Genomic DNA, 19,133 nt, shown 5'->3' on the forward strand with positions numbered 1-19,133 from the left:
CTCCGGCCCTTTCAATTCTGGCGCCGCTGAAAGCAAGTGAGCCACACGCCGGGGAGGCGCGTGGCTCTGGTACAGGGAGAGGCCAGTGGACAGATATCGGGGATGATTCTCTGACCTCCTACGGTAACGCTTCTCAACATAGCTATTGCGCCGCCTTTCGTATGTGAAGGAGGTCACAAGCTCTCGAATTGAGTTAGATGAGGTCGGATTCGGCCAATTCTTTCAGGGCTTCAAAGTCCTGGATCATCAACCCACCGCGAGAAGCCTCGACGACATTGTCCCGCTTCCATGTGGAAATCGTTTTGGACACGGCCTCACGTGTGGCTCCCACGAACTCGGCCAGTTCGCTTTGCGACAACGTGATGCGGCCCACCGGTTCGCCTTGAAGGGCGGACAAATGCAGCAATTTGCGCGCCAGACGAATGGGCATCGGCAAGAACACCTGTTCATTGAGTTGCGAGCCCATCCACCGCATGCGCAAACCGGCCAGTCGGATCATATCGACGGCAAGGTCGGGATGCTGCCGGATCTGGTCCATGACGTCGCTCCGGCGGACGCGCAGAACCCGCGATGGTTCGACCGCCGCGATTGTGGCCGTGCGCGGTCCGCTGTCAAAAAGCGCGATCTCACCGAACACCTCACCGGGCTTCATAAGGGTCAATGACAACTTGCGGCCACTCATCGCCAAGAAGGAAACTTCAAGCGTGCCTTCCAGAATGGCATACAGCGCGTCGCCTTCGTCCCCTTGTTCGAACAGAACTTCCCCTCGATCCAAAGATATCTCGGATGCCTGCGCGGAAAGCATCGCCCTAAGCCGGTCTGATGCCTCGGACAGAAAGCCGCTGTTGGGGATAGCCGTCATGTGGTTGAGAGTGCTCCGGCTGTTGGTATGAGTGGTGCCCCAATGTTCCACAGCCGGGCAATAAAACCAAGGATTTTGTCGGGTTCGACGCAGCTAGGATACGTCGGCGCCCCGTTTTCCGTGCGAACGCATAGGCAGAATGCGTTTTTTGCCGTTTCGCCTATTGGTGGTCGGGGTCATCCATGTAGCTTTGCAGAAGGCTGAACTGCAGCATCAGAAACACCATCAACGCGATTGGAAAAGCGAAGGTTTCGATCTTGACCCATAGGTCAGTCGACATGGTGCGCCATACAAATTCGTTGGCCACGGCCAAAACGGCGAAGCAACCGCACAGGCGCCGGGTCAGGATCATCCACCCCTCATGGCGCATGGGAAGCATCTCATCCAGAACATACGCCAGATAGGATTTCCCCTGCAGCAGACCAATTCCCAGGATTACCGAGAAGAACCCGTACACCAACGTGGTTTTCATCTTGAAGAACCGCTCGTCATTGAACCAGGCCGTTAGTCCGCCGAAGAAAATGACCATAAATGCGGTGAAGATCTGCATCCGGCTAAGCTTGCCCGTCAGGTACCAGAGGATCCCCATGGCGGCCAGCATCAGCGGTACAAAGATGATGGTGGCCACGATGAAGCCAGAGTATTCAGTTCCACTGATCATAAAGCTGTCGTCCCGCAAGCGCAGGTAGATGAAGAAGAAGGCCAGAGGGGGGCCAAGCTCCAGCGCCTGTTTCAGAAACGGGTTGATTTCTTTTTTGCCTGACATGTCGGTTTCCTGCTGCTTACCCGCCCATTTCAACTATTACGGCGCCCAATGCAATCAATGCCATCAGCGCAATCCGCCTTGGCCCCACGGTTTCCTTCAAAACCAGCCAGCCGATGAGAGCGGCAAACACGGTCGAGGTTTCACGCAGAACAGCGGCCTCGCCGACTTTGTCCAGTCGGGTGGCCAGCATGATCGCTCCGAAGGACATAGGTGCGATGATGCCGCCTGCCAACCCGCGCAACATCAGCGGACCGATGGCGGGGCGGTTGATCATCGCGCGCCACCTGAGGAAGGAATAGATCGGCATGGCGGCCCCGTCGATCATGAAGAACCACGCCAGAAAGGTGAAGGGATCGGCGGTGGCTCGGATGCCGTAGGCGTCATAGGTGGTGTAGAGCGCGACGAACAGGCCGGTTGCGATGGCCAGCGCCAGTGCGATGCCCAGTGTTTCCCGGTTGGTTTCGAGAAACCGAAAGTTATAGGCCGCCAACCCAAAGATACCTGCCAGCAAAACCAGAACGCCAAACCATTGCATGCCCGTAAAGGTCTCGCCGAACAGCAGATAAGCACCGATCACGGTGAACAAGGGGCCGGTGCCGCGCACCACCGGGTAAACAACGGTGTAAGATCCCTTGGTGTAAGCCATTGCCTGCAGCGTCTTGTAAGCAATGTGGATCAGCCAGACGACTGCAAAGATTGGCCACATATAGGGTTCTGGCCACGGCACCACGAAGAACGCAAAGGGGGCTGCCATCAGGCAGTAGCTTGCGTCAATGGCCCCGCGTGACAGCCAGGGGTCGTGGCGACCCTTTTGCAGCGCGCCGAAGACGGCGTGCAAAAAAGCCGCCATCAAAGCGAGACTCAAGGCCAATTGGTGGCCAGCTTCGGTGCCTTCAAGAGAGATCAGCCAGTCGCTCAAGTGTCAGTCTTTTCGCTGGGTGTTGAGGCAGGGGGATTTCCACCCCCAGACGCACGGAAGGTATTTTGGGTCAGATGAAGTTTCGGATCAGCTTTGTTCAAGGCCGGTCAGGGCGGCGGCAAATTCTTCGGGATCGAAGGGCGCGAGATCGTCGATCTGCTCACCGACGCCGATTGCGTGGATGGGCAGGCCAAACTTGTCTGCCAGCGCGACCAGCACGCCGCCCTTGGCGGTGCCGTCGAGTTTGGTCATCACTAGGCCCGAAACATCGGCCAGATTGCGGAAGGTCTCGACCTGGCTCAGCGCGTTCTGCCCGGTTGTGGCGTCCAGAACCAGCAAAGTGTTGTGCGGGGCGGTATCGTCGATCTTACGGATCACGCGGACGATTTTGGCCAGTTCCTCCATCAGGTCGGCCCGGTTTTGCAAGCGACCAGCCGTGTCGATCATGAGAAGGTCCGCACCGTCTTGCTGGGCGCGGGTCAGTGCGTCAAAGGCCAGTGAGGCCGGGTCGGACCCTTCGGGTGCAGTCAGGACGGGCACGCCCGCGCGATCACCCCAGACCTGCAGCTGTTCAACGGCGGCAGCCCGGAACGTGTCTCCGGCAGCGATGACGACCTTCTTGCCTGCGGCTTTGAACTGGCTTGCCAGTTTGCCGATGGTCGTGGTTTTGCCTGATCCGTTCACGCCAACGACCAGCACCACCTGCGGACGTTTGGGGTAGATCGGCAAGGGCTTGGCGACTGGCTTCATAACGCGGGTGACTTCCTGCGCCAGCAACTGCTTGATCTCTTGTGTGGACATTTTTCGGCCCAACCGCCCCTCGGCCATGTTGGAGGTGACGCGCAGCGCGGTATCCACACCCATATCTGAGGCGATCAGCAGCTCTTCGAGTTGCTCGAGCATGTCGTCATCCAACGTGCGCCGAATGATGGTTTTTGTTTCGCTGCGACCAAACAGTCGCCCGAGAACACCCTTGGATGGCGCAGTCTCGGGTGGCGGCGGGGCAGGCGTGGGGTCGACTGGTGCAGGTTCAGGCGTTTCTACTGGCTGCGGCACTGGCGCTGGGTCCGGGGTTTCCGGCACCGGCTGAGGAACTTCGGGAACCGGTTCCGGCTGCGGCTCAGGATCGGGTATAATGGGATCGGGGGCGGCAGTTTCCTCACCACCATCTTCTACGATGGCGTCCAGCCCCTGTTCGAGACGGGACGAGGATTTGAACAGCTTGTCCTTTAGCTTTGAGAAAAACGCCATTTTTGGTCTCCGCAGGTGTTCCCCTCACCTAATGCGGATTTGCGGCAAGTGCAAAGGGTCACGACAACGCAAGTAGCAGCCCCGCCTGCGCGCACCAATACAGGATCCAGATCATGAAGGGTGTAACCCTGAGGGCCGGATGGCCAGCGGGCAGCAAAAACTTCTCGGTCGCCAGGATCAGATCCGACGCGATGAATGCCAGCGCAGCGGGCAAGGCCCATCGCAAAGCGCCCGCTTCGGGTAAGGCAAGAACCGTAACGCCCATGCCAAGGATGATCGGAATGTACCCCAGAACCGGAATCTTGAGGTCTCCGGCGCGTGGGGCCAGCAGGGCTGCAGCCACGATCCCAAGGATGATCAGCGTCCAAAAGATGCCCGGTCTGTCAAAGATCAGGGCGGCGTCACTGGCAGGGTTGCTCAGAAACAATGCGATATAGGCCAGATGACCTGCGGCGAATGCGCCGATACCTGCCATGAAGGTCGACTCCGTTTCGCGCGACAACAGCGCATCGCCTGCGGCGCACAAAGCCAGCGCAATGGTCAACAGGACCGGAGCGCCGCTTAGCGCTGCAACCAGAGCCAGCAGCGCGACTGAGGCAGTTTTGAATACTGATCGCAATGCGCTGGCAGGTCGCGGCGACATGGGCAGGTAAGCCAGTGCGCTTGCGGCGGCGATCCAGATTAATGCCATCGTCATGAAAGGTCCCCCGTTGGCGTTTTTCAAGCAACTTCACCGGGAACGCATGAACAACTCAAGCAGTGACGTTAAGGCAGCTGTGGCGGGGAATTGTCTGTTGGCGATGCGGAACCGCATCTGACAAAATGCGTCCATGCTGACGCGAATTGCGATTCTCTTGATTCTGACCGCTCAGACTGCCGCGGCCCAGCCAGCATTGTCGGGGTCCGAATTCGACAGGTACACACGCGGAAAGACTTTGTTCTATGGATTCCAGGGGACGGTGTACGGGGTCGAACGCTATTTGCCCAACCGGCGCGTGATCTGGTCGTTTCTGGATGGAAGGTGCAAGGAAGGTGTCTGGTACGAACAGGGTGAGCAGATCTGCTTTATCTACGAAGACCGTCTTGATCCGCAGTGCTGGGTTTTCACTGAATCCGGCGGCGGCCTGATCGCTCAGTTCGAAGGCAATCCGGATATGACGGTGTTGTACGAGGCCGACGACATCGATGAAGAGATGGTCTGCCTTGGCCCCGATGTTGGCGTTTAGCGAGCTTAGGTTTAGAACAACGATCCCTGATCTGGCGCGTCTTTCTTAGCGGGATTCTTCGAGGATGTCCGGGCGGCCGGAACCTGCCCGGTCTTCAGTACTCCATCTGCGAACTCGATCTCGAATGCGCTGTGTTTCGATGCCTGCTCTTTAGTTGTCAGAACTTGATCCTCGGCCCGGACAACCGCGTAACCCCGTTGCAGAGTTGCTTTGTAGCTGAGCGTTTCCCTCAACCGGTCGGCGGCATCCAGCTTTTGCCGCATGCGATCCAAACGAGTGACTTGCGCTGCATTCATGCGGTCGGCCAAGCCGTTGATATTCTGCCGCTGTTGCTGGATTTCCCGCTGGATCGGTCGCAGAGATAACCGCGACGATAGATTTCGCAGAGCCTCATTTCTGTTCGAAACCAAATTCCGCAATGTAGACGGTCGCAGATGTGCTGACAGTTCAACGACTTGCAGGCGACGGTTTTGAACGCCGCGCTCTAAAGCAGGTGTGAGTCGATCTGCAATTAAGTCAAGGCGTTGGCGCGGTGTGTTCAACAGGCTATCGGGGCGCGGCAACGCTCGGGACAGGTCGCGCAAGCGCTGAGAACGCCGCTGTACAGCATCTGTGGCCGCCCGGGACAGGCGCGCGCCTTGTTCGCCCGTCCAGGCCAGCAATTCCATGCGAACAGGGACAGCAAGCTCTGCGGCGGCCGTTGGCGTCGGTGCGCGACGGTCCGAGACAAAGTCTATCAGCGTCGTATCCGTTTCGTGGCCTACCGCCGAAATCAAGGGAATCTCCGAGGCGGCGGTAGCCCGCGCGACGATCTCTTCGTTGAACCCCCAAAGGTCTTCGATTGATCCGCCGCCACGCGCGACGATGATCAGATCAGGGCGGGGCAGCGCGCCGCCCGGCGTCAGTTTGTTGAACCCATCAATCGCGCGCGCGACCTCTGGCGCGCAGTTGGCACCTTGTACGGCAACGGGCCAGATCAGCACCTTGCGCGGAAAGCGGTCACGCAGGCGGTGAAGGATATCCCGGATCACGGCCCCGGACGGAGAGGTCACAACGCCAATGATCTGTGGCAGATAGGGCAGTGGTTTTTTCCGCTCGGGAGCGAAAAGGCCTTCGGCTTCAAGCTGCTTCTTACGCTTTTCCAGCAGGGCCATCAGGGCACCTTGTCCGGCGACAGCGACCTCATCGACGTTCAGGTTGTACTTTGACTGAGCGCCGAAGGCCGTCAATCGACCGGTGACGACAACTTCAAGACCTTCTTCGGGAACGACAGACAGACCGGAAATCTGACCTTTCCATGTGGTGCAGGCCAGAACATTCCGGTCATCCTTGATGTCATAGTACAGGTGGCCCGACCGTGCCTTGAACACGCGGCCGACTTCACCGCGGACACGGATTCGCCCGAACGCGCCTTCAAGTGTGCGTTTCACCTCGCCCGAGATGTCCGAAACGGTATATTCAGGGGTGTTTTGGCCCGGGATCGGGTCATCAAGCAGGTCGGACATTTCAGCGCCTTGTGTCAAATGCCCGCCCAGCTTAGAACGCCCGGAAGGCGAGGCCAAGCAGATCGGAGACCTTCATGAACATCCTTATTCTCGGCAGCGGCGGGCGCGAACACAGCCTCGCCTGGGCGGTGATGCAAAACCCCAAATGTGACCGACTGATCGTTGCGCCGGGAAATGCCGGGATCGCTCAGATCGCCGAGTGCGCAGCGCTGGATATCGAGAACGGTGGCGCGGTCGTCAGCTTTGCCGAAGAGAACGCGATTGATTTCGTGATCGTCGGCCCCGAGGCCCCCTTGGCCGCCGGTGTCGCAGATCGGCTGCGTGAAGCGGGCGTTCTGGTCTTTGGCCCGTCTGCCGATGCGGCTCAACTGGAGGCGTCAAAGAGCTTTACCAAGGAAATCTGTGACGCCTCGAATGCGCCTACGGCAGCTTATGCCCGGTTCACTGAGGCTGAGCCCGCCAAAACCTATATCCGCGAACAAGGCGCGCCTATCGTCGTCAAGGCTGATGGTCTGGCGGCAGGCAAAGGCGTGATCGTCGCGATGGACGAACAGACGGCGTTGGACGCCATCGACGACATGTTCGGCGGCGCGTTCGGAGGTGCAGGGGCCGAAGTGGTCATCGAAGAATTCATGGAGGGCGAAGAAGCGTCGTTGTTCGTGTTGTGTGATGGTGAGGACATTCTGTCCATCGGCACAGCCCAAGACCACAAACGTGTCGGAGAGGGTGACACAGGTTTGAACACCGGCGGCATGGGTGCGTATTCCCCCGCGCCAGTTCTGAGTGCCGAGATCGAAACGCGAGCAATGGAAGAGATCGTGCGCCCGACCATGGCCGAAATGAAGCGCCGCGGCATGCCATTTCAGGGCGTTCTGTACGCGGGTTTGATGATCAAGGACGGTCAGCCTCGGCTGGTTGAATACAATGTTCGATTTGGCGATCCGGAATGCCAGGTCCTGATGATGCGGCTTGGAGCGCAAGTTTTAGACCTGCTGCACGCCGCTGCCGAAGGGCGGTTGAGCGAGACGCAGGTGAACTGGGCCGACGACCACGCAATGACGGTTGTAATGGCGGCGCAGGGGTATCCCGGAAACTATACTAAAGGAACCGTAATCAAAGGTTTGGATGCGCTTCCTGAAGACAGCAGTAACATGGTCTTTCACGCAGGCACCAAGGCCGTTGATGGGCAGTTGCAGGCTGCGGGCGGACGGGTTCTGAACGTCACCGCGCGCGGTGAGACGCTAAAAGAAGCGAGGGATCGGGTTTACGAGATGGTCGAAGGTGTTGATTGGCCAGAAGGCTACTATCGTCGCGACATAGGGTGGCGGGCGCTCTAAGGGACTGATCGGCTAGGGGGCTTTGCCCCCTCGGCCTGCGGCCTCGCCCCCCAAGGTATTTTTAGCCAGATGAAATAGCGGATCAGCAGGTCGTGGCACGCTTCAGGCTTTTGGGGCCAGTGAAGGGGCCGAGGTCAGTGGAGATCCAGTCTTGCTGGAATGAGACGCTTTTGACACGCGTCCAGTTGTCATTGACGAGTATCAATTCCGGGGTGTCGCCGCAGTCACGCAGGCCGCCCGAGATAAAATCCTCGCCGATGCGATGATTGGTGAGGTTGGGCAGCGAGGCGATCTCGGTCAGCTTTCCATTTTCGAAGCGCCAGATGCGTAAGGTTTTGGCCAAATGCGGGCGGTCGACATAGGCAATTTCGATATTCCCATCCCCATCCAGGTCGGCGGCTCCGACCGGAGCAAGCCAGCGGAAGCGGGTGCCGATATGGGGCGTGGCGGCGATCTTTTCGCCACGTGAGTCGTAGATTGCCAGCTGTGCACCTTCACGAATACTGGATTCGATGACGATGACTTCGGATGTGCCGTCCTGATCGACATCGACGATGCGCGGCTCCAGGTCTTCGAAGACGCGATCAAACGGTAGATTGACCGTGACTGTCGAGTATTCGGAGGCGGGCTGGTTCAGACGTCTCTGGGACGCAGCGTTGGAAGCCGTAATCTCCAGCGTGCCATATTCGATGTTATCGCCCAAGACTCCATGAGCGTAACGATCTGTTGGTTCAGTGAAACGTGCGCTTATGGCAGTTTCGGCAGCCGCGGAGGCCACGCCGGCCAGCCACGCGCACACCCCGAATAGCGCGCCGCGCGCCCGACCTTGCCAAACGCGGACGGGCAGGCGCGGCGCTTTGGAGGGCATTAGATTTGCTTTTCGGGCATCTGAACGACGAGGCCATCCAATTCGTCGGTGACTTTGATCTGGCAGGTCAGGCGAGAACGGGCGGGGTCGGGCTCGTAGGCAAAGTCCAGCATGTCCTCTTCCATGTCATCCTTGGCAGGAACCTTCTCGACCCAGTCTGGGTGGATGTAGACATGGCAGGTCGAACAGGCGCAGGCGCCGCCGCAGTCGGCCTCGATGCCGGGGATATTGTTGTCGCGGGCACCTTCCATGACGGTCAGGCCGTTGGCGACGTCAACAGTGTGTTCGGTACCGCTGTGCTCGACATAGGTGATCTTTGCCATTGCGTGCGTCTTCCTCTTTCGCTTGTCGAATTCTTCCTTAGTGAAGGCATTTAGCTCTTTCCAGTCTCATTTGCGACTCGTCGCGCCGCCTCTGGACTTTCCTTACGTATGTTCTATCTTTGTTCCCATGATTGTGCTGTCTGCCCGCCCTGCATCCTCGGACCGGACCTGGCCACGCCCACCCGCGTGCCTGCCGGCCAATCGGCTGGATGACCCACCCGACGGCGCGCTGGTGGCCGTTGCGGGGCTGGTGATCCTGCGGCAGAGGCCGGGCACTGCCAAGGGCGTGATCTTTGTCACGCTTGAGGATGAGACCGGCATCGTGAACGTGGTGGTCTGGCGCAAGATCTACGAACAATTCCGCCGTGCGGTGATTTCGGGAAGGCTGCTGCGGGTCACTGGTCGGATGCAGCGGGCGCATTCGGTGACTCATGTGATCGCGGAAGAGGTCGAGGATATCTCGGGAATGCTGGATGTGCTGGTGCGGGGGGAGCATAAACCGCCAACATAACGGCGGGTGCCTGCCAAACTGACATCAGTTGGTTGGAAACGTCATGATTTCGCCAAACTTAAGTGAAGAAAGTGCTGCAACTTAAAGGCGATAAATTATGAACAACAAGTATTTTTACCGTATTATCCGGTTGCGCAGACTCATCATAGCCTGTCTTTTGGCCATATTCGTACAATGGTCACTTGGCTGGTGGCTCTTTGGGCCTTCTGCATTGTTACAGGCCCCCCTGATCCGAGCTGGTGCAGCCCTGTTCTGTATTACGGTCATTATGAGTTTAGTACTTACTTATCCGCGCGTCTGGTGGGAAACGCTTACCACAGCAATTGTGCTTGGGCTGGTTCTGATGCTCTTTCCACTATTCGAAACCTTGCAGGCAACCGCGCCGGACCACAATCGCGGACAAGCCACTGCCTGGTTGATTTTCGGAGTCGTATTCGGCGGATTTTTTTTGTGGCTCGGGCTGAATTGGCTACCCAGTACATTTGAAAAATACTCTCTCGGAACCAAGCGAATGTACTCGCGTATTCGAACGGGCATACCCCCGAATGAGGCGTTTCAAATTCTCAAATCCGCACCAGATAGCGCCGATGATCGCACTAAATCCGGTCCTGTGGGTGAGAATGGGCTCTTTCTCGTTAACACCAACGTTAACACCGTGAACGCTGAGACCCTCGAGCCAGAGGTCGAGATGCTGAGCTATTACTGCAGGATAGAGCAGGAGGATGACCTCAATCAGGTAATTTCAGTATATCATGAGATTGATGGAGAGGCGCGTGTCGAGGTTGAATATCTCAGCGTCCGCCCTGCGGGGCGAATGACCATTTGCGAAAAACGCACAGTATTCGACCAAGCCAATATCCACGCGGAAGCAGGCTTCTGGCTTACGGACTTTGCGGGTGACCACATGTACGGGCAGTTGATGCGGGCACAAGGCCGCGAATCTATTGCACTGGTCGATCTTCCTCACACCTCTCCACTGGTTGGCCTTGCGCGATTTTTTGAACAATTCAACGATGACCCTCCAAGTCGCAGCGGTGGGTCAGTGTAGAAGCTATAGGCAGTCGTCAAGACCACAGCTCGGGCGCATTTCTTAGCGTTTGAACAAAACTTCTTGCGCCTGTTTGTCCCTATGATCGCCTCGCAGCTCGGCGTGTAATGCGCGTCCTGCCTGGACCGCCGGGCGGGCGCTCACCGTTTCAAGCCAGCGGGTGAAATGGGGTTTGTCCTCCAATATCTGCTGCTGACCTTCCCACAGGCTGGCCCAGCCCCAGATCGACATGTCGGCGATCGAGTAGAAATCGCCCGCGACGTATTCGTTCTCGGCCAGCCGTCGATCCAGCACGCCATACAGCCGCCCAACCTCTGCCCGATAGCGGTCTTTGGCGTAGGGTAGGTCCTGTGGTGGGTCCATGTTGGGCGCGTATTTCAGGAAGTGATGTGCCTGACCCGCCATCGGGCCGACACCGCCCATCTGCCACATCAGCCATTCCTCGACCGCGATCCGGTCCCGCTCGGTTTTCCCATAGAAGCGCCCGGTCTTCCGCGCGAGATACATCAGGATCGCGCCGCTTTCGAACACTGAGATCGGTTCGCCGTCCGGGCCGTCGGGGTCCACGATGGCGGGCATGCGATTGTTGGGGGCGATCTTCAGGAATTCGGGATCGAACTGGTCTCCCTTGCCGATATTGATCAGGTGGGTGGTATAGGGCAGGTCCATCTCTTCCAAAGCGATAGATACCTTCCAGCCATTCGGCGTGGGCCAGAAATACAGGTCGATCATGGCGTCTCCTCAAGTTGAGAAGAACATGAGGCTTTCTGCGCAAACGGCAAGAGGTCGTGCGGGCGAGGCAGCGCAAAAAGCCGTGACCAACTGCGGGCGGACTGTTCCGGGATGCTGCCGCGCAGTTGGTGCAGGCTTAGGTGGTCCTGATTGCGCAACAGGGCGTTGTACAGGCGCAGAACGCCGGGACGGGTGTAACTGTACCAGTGGCAGACACGGCGTTGCGGGGCGCCGACCGGGAAGATCATGCGCGAATGATGGTCAAGCGTATCAGAGCAATCGATCTGCAGGGGCACCGCGTTTGGAGCGTCGAACCCGAGGCCGATGCTACGGTCGCCGCGCTGGGGTGGCTGGATCAGCCATTCATACATGAAATCAAACATGTCGTTTTCTCGGCTGGTCACGTTGATGAACTCGGCCTGACGACCTGCCGGGGTTTCCAGCGCGCTCAGCGTTCGGCTTTGATACGCGCCGCCGGTCATCGAAATGATGCGGCTCAGCGATCCGGTTTGGATGTGGTGCAGAGCTTCCAGCGCCAGTTCCGTACCCATCGAATGCTCGATGAAATGGATCGGTCGATTCGGGTTGAGACGGCGCAAGTAGCGGATCACATCCGCAAGCGCACGCCCGGCGTCAACGGCACGTCGGCGGCTCGCCGACAATGGTGCCCGCGCATTCCATCCAAAGGCGATGCCCAGGCCCTCATCATCGAAACCGGAGCCAAAGCCCGTTGTTGCGGACAGCTGGCGCAATGCCACGACATCGGCGTTGGGTGAGGGGACAAAAATATGCCGGTGCGGGCACGCCTTGCCGTCTTCTGGCCGATACTTGAAGCCGTGGGTCATGATGATGACCGGCCCCTGTGTATCTCGGGTCTGACGCAAGGCGCTGCGGGGTGATCGGGGGCTGCGGTGCCGGGTGACGGTGTCTCCGATGGCATTGATCCTGACAACTGGCTTGGCTCCGCCTCACACAAGATGTTGTGGTGCCGATGTGTCATAACGCTATAACGCTTTGGTGAAAGAGCGGTTACAGAACCGTGACGTTGCCCCAGTCAGGGTTGACGAATTCGCAAGTGCGGCGTAAGGGCAACGGCACCACGTGGCGATTTGTTACCGGATTGCGGGCCACGCTAAACAAAACCGCTAAAAGGTCAGGATGAAAGGCCCCTTTCGCTTGACCGCGTCTGGGGTTTTTTTGATGCCCTTGCCTGACAAGGGTCGAGAGGAATGAGATGAGCGAGAGCTGGAACAAACGCACCCAAGCCGTCCATGGCGGCACCCGTCGCAGCCAATACAATGAGGTCAGCGAAGCGATCTTTCTGACGCAAGGCTTTGTCTACGAGACAGCCGAGCAGGCCGAGGCGCGGTTCATTGAGACCGGCCCGGACGAGTTCATCTATGCCCGCTACGGCAACCCAACCGTGTCCATGTTCGAACAGCGTATTGCGGCGCTGGAAGGCGGCGAGGATGCGTTTGCCACTGCGTCGGGCATGGCTGCGGTAAACGCGGCACTGACCTCGATGCTGAAGGCGGGCGATCATGTGGTGTCGGCCAGAGCTTTGTTCGGGTCGTGCCTGTATATCCTCGAGAACATCCTGACCCGCTTTGGTGTTGAGGTTACGTTTGTGGACGGCACCGATCTGGACGCGTGGCAGACCGCTATCCGGCCGGACACGAAAGCCGTGTTCTTCGAATCCATGTCGAACCCAACGCTCGAGGTGATCGACATCGCGGCAGTTGCCGAGCTGGCTCATGCGGTTGATGCGCTTGTGATCGTGGACAATGTCTTTTCCACGCCTGTCTTCTCGCGCGCGATCGAGCAGGGGGCCGACGTTGTCGTCTACTCCGCGACCAAGCATATCGACGGTCAGGGGCGTGCTCTGGGCGGTGTCATCATCGGTACCAAGGACTTCATCCGGGGAACCGTTGAACCCTATCTGAAACACACCGGCGGCGCGTTGAGCCCGTTCAATGCCTGGATCATGCTGAAAGGTCTCGAGACAATGGCGCTGCGCGTTAACGCTCAGGCCGAGACAGCGCAGGTTATTGCCGAGGCGCTGGAAGGGCATTCGGCGCTTGAACGCACCTTGTATCCCGGCCTGAAAACCCACGCTCAGAATGCGTTGGTTCAGACCCAACTGGGCGGCAAGGGCGGAACCGTTCTGTCGCTGGATATCAAAGGCGGTAAGGAAGCTGCGTTTGCGTTCCTGAACGCGCTGACAATCCCGGTGATCTCCAACAATCTGGGGGATGCCAAATCGATCGCGACACACCCGGCCACGACCACCCACCAGCGGCTGAGTGATGAGCAGAAGGACGAGTTGGGCATTACACCCGGCCTCATTCGCTTTTCCGTGGGGTTGGAAGATGCCGGCGATTTGCTTGCCGACATCAAACAGGCCCTGGATGTGTCGCAACGTTAACAGCGACGGCGGTTTACCGAAATCCGGATCGAAACTAAGTGAAAATGACGCAACTCATGCGTTATTCGCCGAATTTCGATCCGGACTGTGATTTCCAGCGTATAAAGGTACACTGGAAAACGCGCCGAAGCTGTATATAGTCCGGCGATCAACCGAGGAACCCGATCGATGAACGTGCACCCCCGCGACATTGAGGACACGCCCGGCAACGACGAAGCCGAAGCCGCACTGAAGACATTGCGGAAGTGGGCCGAGTCAGCGACCGAAACCGAGATCAGTCAGCTGGACCCGGCGATTGCTCGGCTGGTGCCCGGTCTGGTTCCGGTAAATTACCCGTCGTTATCGCGTAACTACCCCGAGGGGTTCGCAGTCGACAGCGCGTATCGCGCCACATTGCCGGACCTACAAAACGGTCCGTCCAGCCTGATCCGCGGTGCCAAGCAACAGATCCAGCATGTCGGGATTTCCAATTTCCGCCTGCCGATCCGGTTCCATCGCAAGCATGGCGAAGACTTAACGCTCGAAACCTCGATCACCGGAACGGTTAGCCTTGATGCCGAAAAGAAAGGTATCAACATGTCCCGGATCATGCGCTCGTTCTACAAGCATGCCGAACGCACCTTCAGCTTTGAGGTGATGGAAGCGGCGCTTGATGACTACATATCCGACTTGGACAGTTTCGACGCACGTATTCAGATGCGGTTTTCGTACCCTGACCGGGTAAAAAGCCTGCGATCTGGCCTGCAAGGGTACCAATACTACGACATCGCGCTTGAGCTGGTAGAACAGGGCGGCGTGCGTCAGAAGATCATGCATCTGGACTATGTCTACTCTTCGACTTGCCCTTGTTCGCTGGAGCTCAGCGAACACGCGCGTTCAACTCGCGGGCAGCTGGCAACGCCGCATTCGCAGCGGTCGGTGGCCCGAATTTCGGTCGTGGTCGATTGTGACGCGGATTGTCTGTGGTTCGAGGACCTGATCGCCATTTGCCGACGTGCAGTGCCGACAGAAACCCAGGTGATGGTCAAACGCGAAGACGAACAAGCCTTTGCAGAGCTCAATGCCGCCAACCCGATCTTCGTCGAAGATGCGGCCCGTCTGTTCTGCGCCGAGTTGCTGGCCGACCACCATGTCGGCGATTTCCGTGTGGTTGCCAGCCATCAGGAAAGTCTGCACAGCCACGACGCGGTCTCGGTTCTGACGGAAGGTCCGACCTTTGTTTCGGCCAGCCTGGATCCAAGGATGTTCAGCACTCTGTTCCACGTCGGGTGACCGTTCAGAACAGACAATAAAAGTATCAAAGTTAGACTAACGGCGGTTTTCCGCCGCAGCGCAGCGAATATTGCTGCGCTCGCACGGTTGTTCGCGGTACACTGGCACGGAATGCAGCCGTGGCAGGTGCGCATTTTTTGCAGGGTCTGCCACCCTGAAAGGAAGCTGGGACGTGCGACGCTCAGAGTTGGTTGACTGCGCAATCCGCCCGAGAAATCGGGACGGGCAGGGCCCTTCACTCTTTTGTCGGCTGCATCGATTTCAGAGGAGAACTAACGTATGAACCCGATTTCCCAACCGCTGGAGTTTCAGGCTGCGGCCATTCGTATGGCCGGATATGCGGTTAGCAACCAAATGAAAATAATGCAGATTTTGACCCGCTCGGCAATGGAACTGCCGTTTGTGTCAGTGCACGCTTTGCACGCGTCAGCCGCAGCTCCGACACCGGTTGCACCATCGGAACAGGTCAAACCCAAGGCAAAACCGGCTGCAAAGGCCAAGCCAGCGCCGGTCGCGAAACCCAAGCCCGTCGCCCGCAAGAAAACGGTTACCAAACCAAAGGTCGAATCACCCAAGCCGGCCGCGCCAAAGACGGCTCCGGTAGCGGCAAAAACTGCCGAGGTTCCAAGTAAACCGGTGGCAAAACCCGCTGTCGCGAAAAATCAGCCGGCAGCGAAACCAGCAATAGCTGCCAAACCGAAGCCGGTTGCGCAAAAACCGGCGGTCGCGAAAACGCCTGCGCCTAAAGCTCAGGCCGCCAAGCCAACGCCGCCTCAGGTGAGCGTCAAGACCGAGGCGCCAAAGGCTCCGGTCAAGCCGGCCGTTAAACCAGTTGAGGCCCAGCCGGCAAACGTAAATCCGTCGGTTGCTGCGTCTGAGGCGGCAAAACCGGCAACGTCTCAAGCGGCTGAGGCTCCGGTGCGTCGTACACGGGCACCGTCCAAACCGCCTGCGATGCCATCACCTGCGGTTAAAACGAAAGAGTAAAACCGGACACCGCTTGACACAGTCGTGCAGGCGCGCCAACGCTGCGCCTCATGACGGACATGCGCCCGGTTGGATATGTGATTGGCCTGTTGGTCGCCATTCTTGGGGCGACCATGATGCTGCCCATGCTTGCGGACTTCATTGAAGGCCGGGGTGAGTGGCACGTGTTTCTGGAAAGCGGCGTCATCACGATTCTGACCGGCGTCATTCTGGCGATGAGCTGTTCCAACGGGGTGGGCGAAGGTCTGACGATCCGTCAAACCTTTTTGCTGACCACCGGCGTTTGGGTCGCGCTGCCCTTTTTCGGAGCGATACCGTTCCTGTTCGGTGCGACCGAACTGCGTTTTGTCGATGCTTACTTCGAGGCAATGTCTGGTCTGACGACAACCGGTTCGACCGTTCTCTCGGGGCTCGATAACCTGCCGCGGGGCCTGTTGCTGTGGCGGGGATTGCTGCAATGGCTTGGCGGTATCGGCATCATCGTCGTAGCAATGGTTTTCCTGCCCGAACTTCGCGTCGGTGGTATGCAGATCTTCCGATCGGAAGGATTTGAAACCATGGGGAAAATCTTGCCGCGCGCGCAGGAGATCGCGGGCCAGATTTCTCTGATCTACGTCTTTTTGACCGTTGTCTGCGCTTTGGTTTACGCGGGCCTGGGGATGGGTTTTTTTGATGCCGTGGTTCATTCACTGACGACCATTTCAACCGGTGGCTTCTCGAACTACGATGCGTCCTTTGGGACGTTTTCCGGCCCTGCCGAATATGCGGCCTCGGTCTTCATGATCCTGGCGGCGCTGCCATTCGTCCGATATGTCCAGTTCGCAAATGGCAATACGAAATCGATTTTTCGCGACAGTCAGATTCGAACTTTCCTGGCTACTATTTTGGTATTGGTTGTCATCATGGCAGTCTTTCTGACGTCTGTCTTTCCACATCATTGGGAACAGGCCGTTCGGGAGTCCTTGTTCAACATAACGTCGATCATTTCTGGCACGGGCTATGCCAGCGTCGACTATATGGGCTGGGGCAGCTTTCCGATCATGATGTTCTTTCTGATCGGTCTGATCGGCGGGTGCGCGGGGTCTACCGCCTGTTCGATCAAGATCTTCCGGTATCAGCTGCTGTTTGCCTCGATCAAAACCCAGATCCGCCGGATTCGTACACCACATGGTGTCTTTACACCTCAGTATGACGGCCGCACGATTGGGCCTGATGTTCTGACCTCTGTGATGAGCTTTTTCATGTTTTTCGTGGTTTCGCTGGGTGTGCTCGCCTGGGCGCTGGCGCTGACAGGACTGGATTTCATCACATCGGTCTCTGGGGCAGCCACAGCTTTGGCCAATGTCGGGCCGGGGCTGGGGGATAAAATCGGACCGGCTGGCAACTTTGCGGGGCTCAGTGACACCGCCAAGTGGTTGCTTTCTATCGGTATGTTGGTCGGACGGCTTGAGCTGTTGGCCGTCTACGCTCTGTTCACTGTCCAATTCTGGAGAAACTGATGAAAAGACCCCTTGGTGCGCAAATTTCGCATATGCTCAGGGATCGCGGTGTGGATGTCATCTTTGGCATTCCCGGCGTGCATAATCAGGAAATGTATCGCGGGATCGAAGAGGCGGGCATTACGCACGTTTTAGCCCGGCACGAGCAGGGCGCGGGCTTCATGGCCGATGGCTATGCTCGAGCGACTGGAAAGCCGGGCGTCGCCTATGTCATCACGGGGCCAGGGCTGTGCAATATCATGACGCCGATGGGGCAGGCCTATACGGATTCGGTGCCGATGCTGGTTTTGTCGTCCTGTCTGGACGAAGCGCAGGCTGTGCATGGCCAATTGCATCAGATGAAAGATCAGCGGGCGGCAGCCGAAACCGTGACTGACTGGTCGCGTCAGGCCAATACGGCTGAGGCAGCCTATGGGTTGGTTGAACGCGCCTTCGAGGAATTCGAACTCAGCCGCCCACGTCCAAAGCATATTCAGGTGCCTATTGCGCAGCTCGAAGCTGACGCTGACCCTGCACCGTTTCCAAACCAACCTGCGTTGCCGACAAAGGTCCTGCCGCCGGACATTGCACCGGTGATGTCCATGCTGAATATCGCGCGGCGTCCGTTGTTCATTCTGGGCGGCGGGGCACGATCCAACTTGTGGCGGCAGATCCTGACCGAATTGGGTGCGGCCTGTTTCACCACCTATGCCGGGCGTGGAATGGCCGGGCTGGGTTATGCACTGGATTTTGGAGCCATGCTTCCACGACCAGGCAGCGCGGATGTCATCGCCTCAGCAGATCTTGTGGTCGTGGTGGGCGCGGAATTGGGCGAAGTGGACCTGTGGCGCGATTCATTGGGCAACTCTGCCAATCTGGTGCGCGTCGATCTCGATCCGAAAGTTCTGTCTGATCGCCACCGGGCAGCGGTCAAGCTGCAGGCAGATGGTGAAAGCTTTGCTCGCGCGCTTTTGGAAGCCACTGATCATGTGAAACCTGCGACCGGCTGGTCAGCGGCAGAAGTAGCCGAGGCGCGCAACCGCTGGCGGGCTGAGGTCGATGTGGAACGCCCTGGCATTGTTCCGGTCATGGACGCATTGCGCGAAGCCATGCCGGGCGACACCATGATCTATTCAGACATGACCCAGTTCGCCTACGTCGCCAAAGAAGTCTGGGACATGGCTTATCCCTACCATTGGCACCACCCAACGGGGTTCGGCACTTTGGGCTATGCGCTACCGGCTGGGATTGGTGGGGCTGTGGCCCGCAGGGGGAAACCGACTGCGGTAATCGCAGGCGATTATGGTTTTCATTATACAATGCAGGAGCTTGGCGTCGCCGTCGAAATGGGCCTGTCTCTGCCGATCATCCTTTGGGACAATGGGAAACTCAAAGAGATCGAAGACAGCATGGTCAGGGGACAGATCGCCCCGAATGCAGTCGTGGCCCGCAACCCGGATTTCTGTAAATTGGCCGAGGCGTTTGGCGCTTTGTCGGCTGCGCCGTCCAATCTGGACGAGATGCAGGCCGCAGTCCGTTCGGCATTCGACGCGCCGGTTCCGACCCTGATCCGCGTCACGCCGGATATCCTCTAGCCAACAAAAAGCGCCGCCCGAAAGAGCG

General features: G+C 58.2%; 19 protein-coding genes and 1 riboswitch. Of the genes, 9 read left to right on the forward strand and 10 right to left on the reverse strand.

Annotated elements, in window-relative coordinates; genetic code table 11:
* Positions 1–193: 193 nt before the first annotated feature.
* From ACR0J0_RS03080 to ACR0J0_RS03100, 5 genes are all read right to left on the reverse strand, one after another.
* Entirely contained in the window at positions 194–862 is a 669-nt protein-coding gene (locus ACR0J0_RS03080) for a Crp/Fnr family transcriptional regulator (RefSeq protein ID WP_480661246.1), read from the reverse strand.
* 160 nt (positions 863–1,022) lie between these two features.
* On the reverse strand, positions 1,023–1,628 hold the full coding sequence (locus tag ACR0J0_RS03085; RefSeq protein WP_480661247.1) for an inner membrane-spanning protein YciB: 606 nt from the start codon (positions 1,626–1,628) through the stop codon (positions 1,023–1,025).
* Between the two features lie 16 nt (positions 1,629–1,644).
* Positions 1,645–2,547 (reverse strand): EamA family transporter, encoded by a 903-nt coding sequence (locus ACR0J0_RS03090; RefSeq protein WP_480661248.1) that lies wholly within the window; start codon positions 2,545–2,547, stop codon positions 1,645–1,647.
* An 87-nt stretch (positions 2,548–2,634) separates the two neighbouring features.
* Positions 2,635–3,798, reverse strand: a complete 1,164-nt coding sequence (ftsY, locus tag ACR0J0_RS03095) for a signal recognition particle-docking protein FtsY (protein WP_480661249.1) — start codon at positions 3,796–3,798, stop codon at positions 2,635–2,637.
* Between the two features lie 58 nt (positions 3,799–3,856).
* Positions 3,857–4,495 carry a lysoplasmalogenase family protein gene (locus tag ACR0J0_RS03100; protein ID WP_480661250.1) on the reverse strand — a complete coding sequence of 213 codons (639 nt, stop codon included), beginning with the start codon at positions 4,493–4,495 and terminating at the stop codon, positions 3,857–3,859.
* A gap of 133 nt (positions 4,496–4,628) precedes the next feature.
* Here ACR0J0_RS03100 and ACR0J0_RS03105 point away from each other — a divergent pair, with 133 nt between their 5' ends.
* Complete coding sequence (locus tag ACR0J0_RS03105) at positions 4,629–5,024, forward strand: hypothetical protein (RefSeq protein ID WP_480661251.1); 396 nt, start codon at positions 4,629–4,631, stop codon at positions 5,022–5,024.
* Between the two features lie 11 nt (positions 5,025–5,035).
* Here ACR0J0_RS03105 and xseA read toward each other — a convergent pair whose 3' ends face one another.
* Positions 5,036–6,529 (reverse strand): exodeoxyribonuclease VII large subunit, encoded by a 1,494-nt coding sequence (gene xseA, locus ACR0J0_RS03110; protein WP_480661252.1) that lies wholly within the window; start codon positions 6,527–6,529, stop codon positions 5,036–5,038.
* 74 nt (positions 6,530–6,603) lie between these two features.
* On the opposite strand from xseA, the gene purD reads away from it, so the two are divergent.
* The gene (gene purD, locus ACR0J0_RS03115) at positions 6,604–7,866 is read left to right on the forward strand and encodes a phosphoribosylamine--glycine ligase (RefSeq protein ID WP_480661253.1); all 1,263 of its coding nucleotides are present in this window, start codon (positions 6,604–6,606) and stop codon (positions 7,864–7,866) included.
* An 82-nt stretch (positions 7,867–7,948) separates the two neighbouring features.
* Here purD and ACR0J0_RS03120 read toward each other — a convergent pair whose 3' ends face one another.
* The gene (locus ACR0J0_RS03120; protein ID WP_480661254.1) at positions 7,949–8,569 is read right to left on the reverse strand and encodes an FG-GAP repeat domain-containing protein; all 621 of its coding nucleotides are present in this window, start codon (positions 8,567–8,569) and stop codon (positions 7,949–7,951) included.
* A 164-nt stretch (positions 8,570–8,733) separates the two neighbouring features.
* Entirely contained in the window at positions 8,734–9,057 is a 324-nt protein-coding gene (locus ACR0J0_RS03125; RefSeq protein WP_480661255.1) for a 2Fe-2S iron-sulfur cluster-binding protein, read from the reverse strand.
* A 127-nt stretch (positions 9,058–9,184) separates the two neighbouring features.
* On the opposite strand from ACR0J0_RS03125, the gene ACR0J0_RS03130 reads away from it, so the two are divergent.
* Both ACR0J0_RS03130 and ACR0J0_RS03135 read left to right on the forward strand, forming a co-directional pair.
* Positions 9,185–9,568: an OB-fold nucleic acid binding domain-containing protein gene (locus ACR0J0_RS03130; RefSeq protein WP_480661256.1), complete on the forward strand. Its 384-nt coding sequence runs from the start codon at positions 9,185–9,187 to the stop codon at positions 9,566–9,568.
* Positions 9,569–9,665: 97 nt separating this feature from the next.
* On the forward strand, positions 9,666–10,616 hold the full coding sequence (locus ACR0J0_RS03135; protein WP_480661257.1) for a hypothetical protein: 951 nt from the start codon (positions 9,666–9,668) through the stop codon (positions 10,614–10,616).
* A gap of 42 nt (positions 10,617–10,658) precedes the next feature.
* On the opposite strand, the gene ACR0J0_RS03140 is transcribed toward ACR0J0_RS03135, so the two are convergent.
* Together ACR0J0_RS03140 and ACR0J0_RS03145 are read right to left on the reverse strand one after the other, a co-directional pair.
* Positions 10,659–11,348 (reverse strand): glutathione S-transferase N-terminal domain-containing protein, encoded by a 690-nt coding sequence (locus tag ACR0J0_RS03140; RefSeq protein ID WP_480661258.1) that lies wholly within the window; start codon positions 11,346–11,348, stop codon positions 10,659–10,661.
* A complete protein-coding gene (locus tag ACR0J0_RS03145; RefSeq protein WP_480661259.1) occupies positions 11,345–12,232 on the reverse strand; it encodes an alpha/beta hydrolase in 888 nt (295 codons plus the stop codon). The genes ACR0J0_RS03140 and ACR0J0_RS03145 overlap by 4 nt, the downstream gene beginning before the upstream one ends.
* 207 nt (positions 12,233–12,439) lie before the next feature.
* A riboswitch (SAM riboswitch) is annotated at positions 12,440–12,517 on the forward strand.
* A 65-nt stretch (positions 12,518–12,582) separates the two neighbouring features.
* On the opposite strand from ACR0J0_RS03145, the gene metZ reads away from it, so the two are divergent.
* The 5 genes from metZ (at position 12,583) to ACR0J0_RS03170 (ending at position 19,105) form a co-directional block, all read left to right on the forward strand.
* Positions 12,583–13,773, forward strand: coding sequence for an O-succinylhomoserine sulfhydrylase (gene metZ / locus ACR0J0_RS03150; RefSeq protein ID WP_480661260.1), 1,191 nt, complete (start codon positions 12,583–12,585; stop codon positions 13,771–13,773).
* Between the two features lie 168 nt (positions 13,774–13,941).
* A complete protein-coding gene (gene folE2, locus ACR0J0_RS03155) occupies positions 13,942–15,045 on the forward strand; it encodes a GTP cyclohydrolase FolE2 (RefSeq protein ID WP_480661261.1) in 1,104 nt (367 codons plus the stop codon).
* A gap of 279 nt (positions 15,046–15,324) precedes the next feature.
* The gene (locus tag ACR0J0_RS03160) at positions 15,325–16,032 is read left to right on the forward strand and encodes a hypothetical protein (protein WP_480661262.1); all 708 of its coding nucleotides are present in this window, start codon (positions 15,325–15,327) and stop codon (positions 16,030–16,032) included.
* A 50-nt stretch (positions 16,033–16,082) separates the two neighbouring features.
* Positions 16,083–17,531 (forward strand): TrkH family potassium uptake protein, encoded by a 1,449-nt coding sequence (locus tag ACR0J0_RS03165; RefSeq protein WP_480661263.1) that lies wholly within the window; start codon positions 16,083–16,085, stop codon positions 17,529–17,531.
* Positions 17,531–19,105, forward strand: a complete 1,575-nt coding sequence (locus tag ACR0J0_RS03170) for a thiamine pyrophosphate-binding protein (RefSeq protein WP_480661264.1) — start codon at positions 17,531–17,533, stop codon at positions 19,103–19,105. The genes ACR0J0_RS03165 and ACR0J0_RS03170 overlap by 1 nt, the downstream gene beginning before the upstream one ends.
* Positions 19,106–19,133: the final 28 nt, after the last annotated feature.

Source organism: Ruegeria sp. BF12, assembly GCF_056538705.1.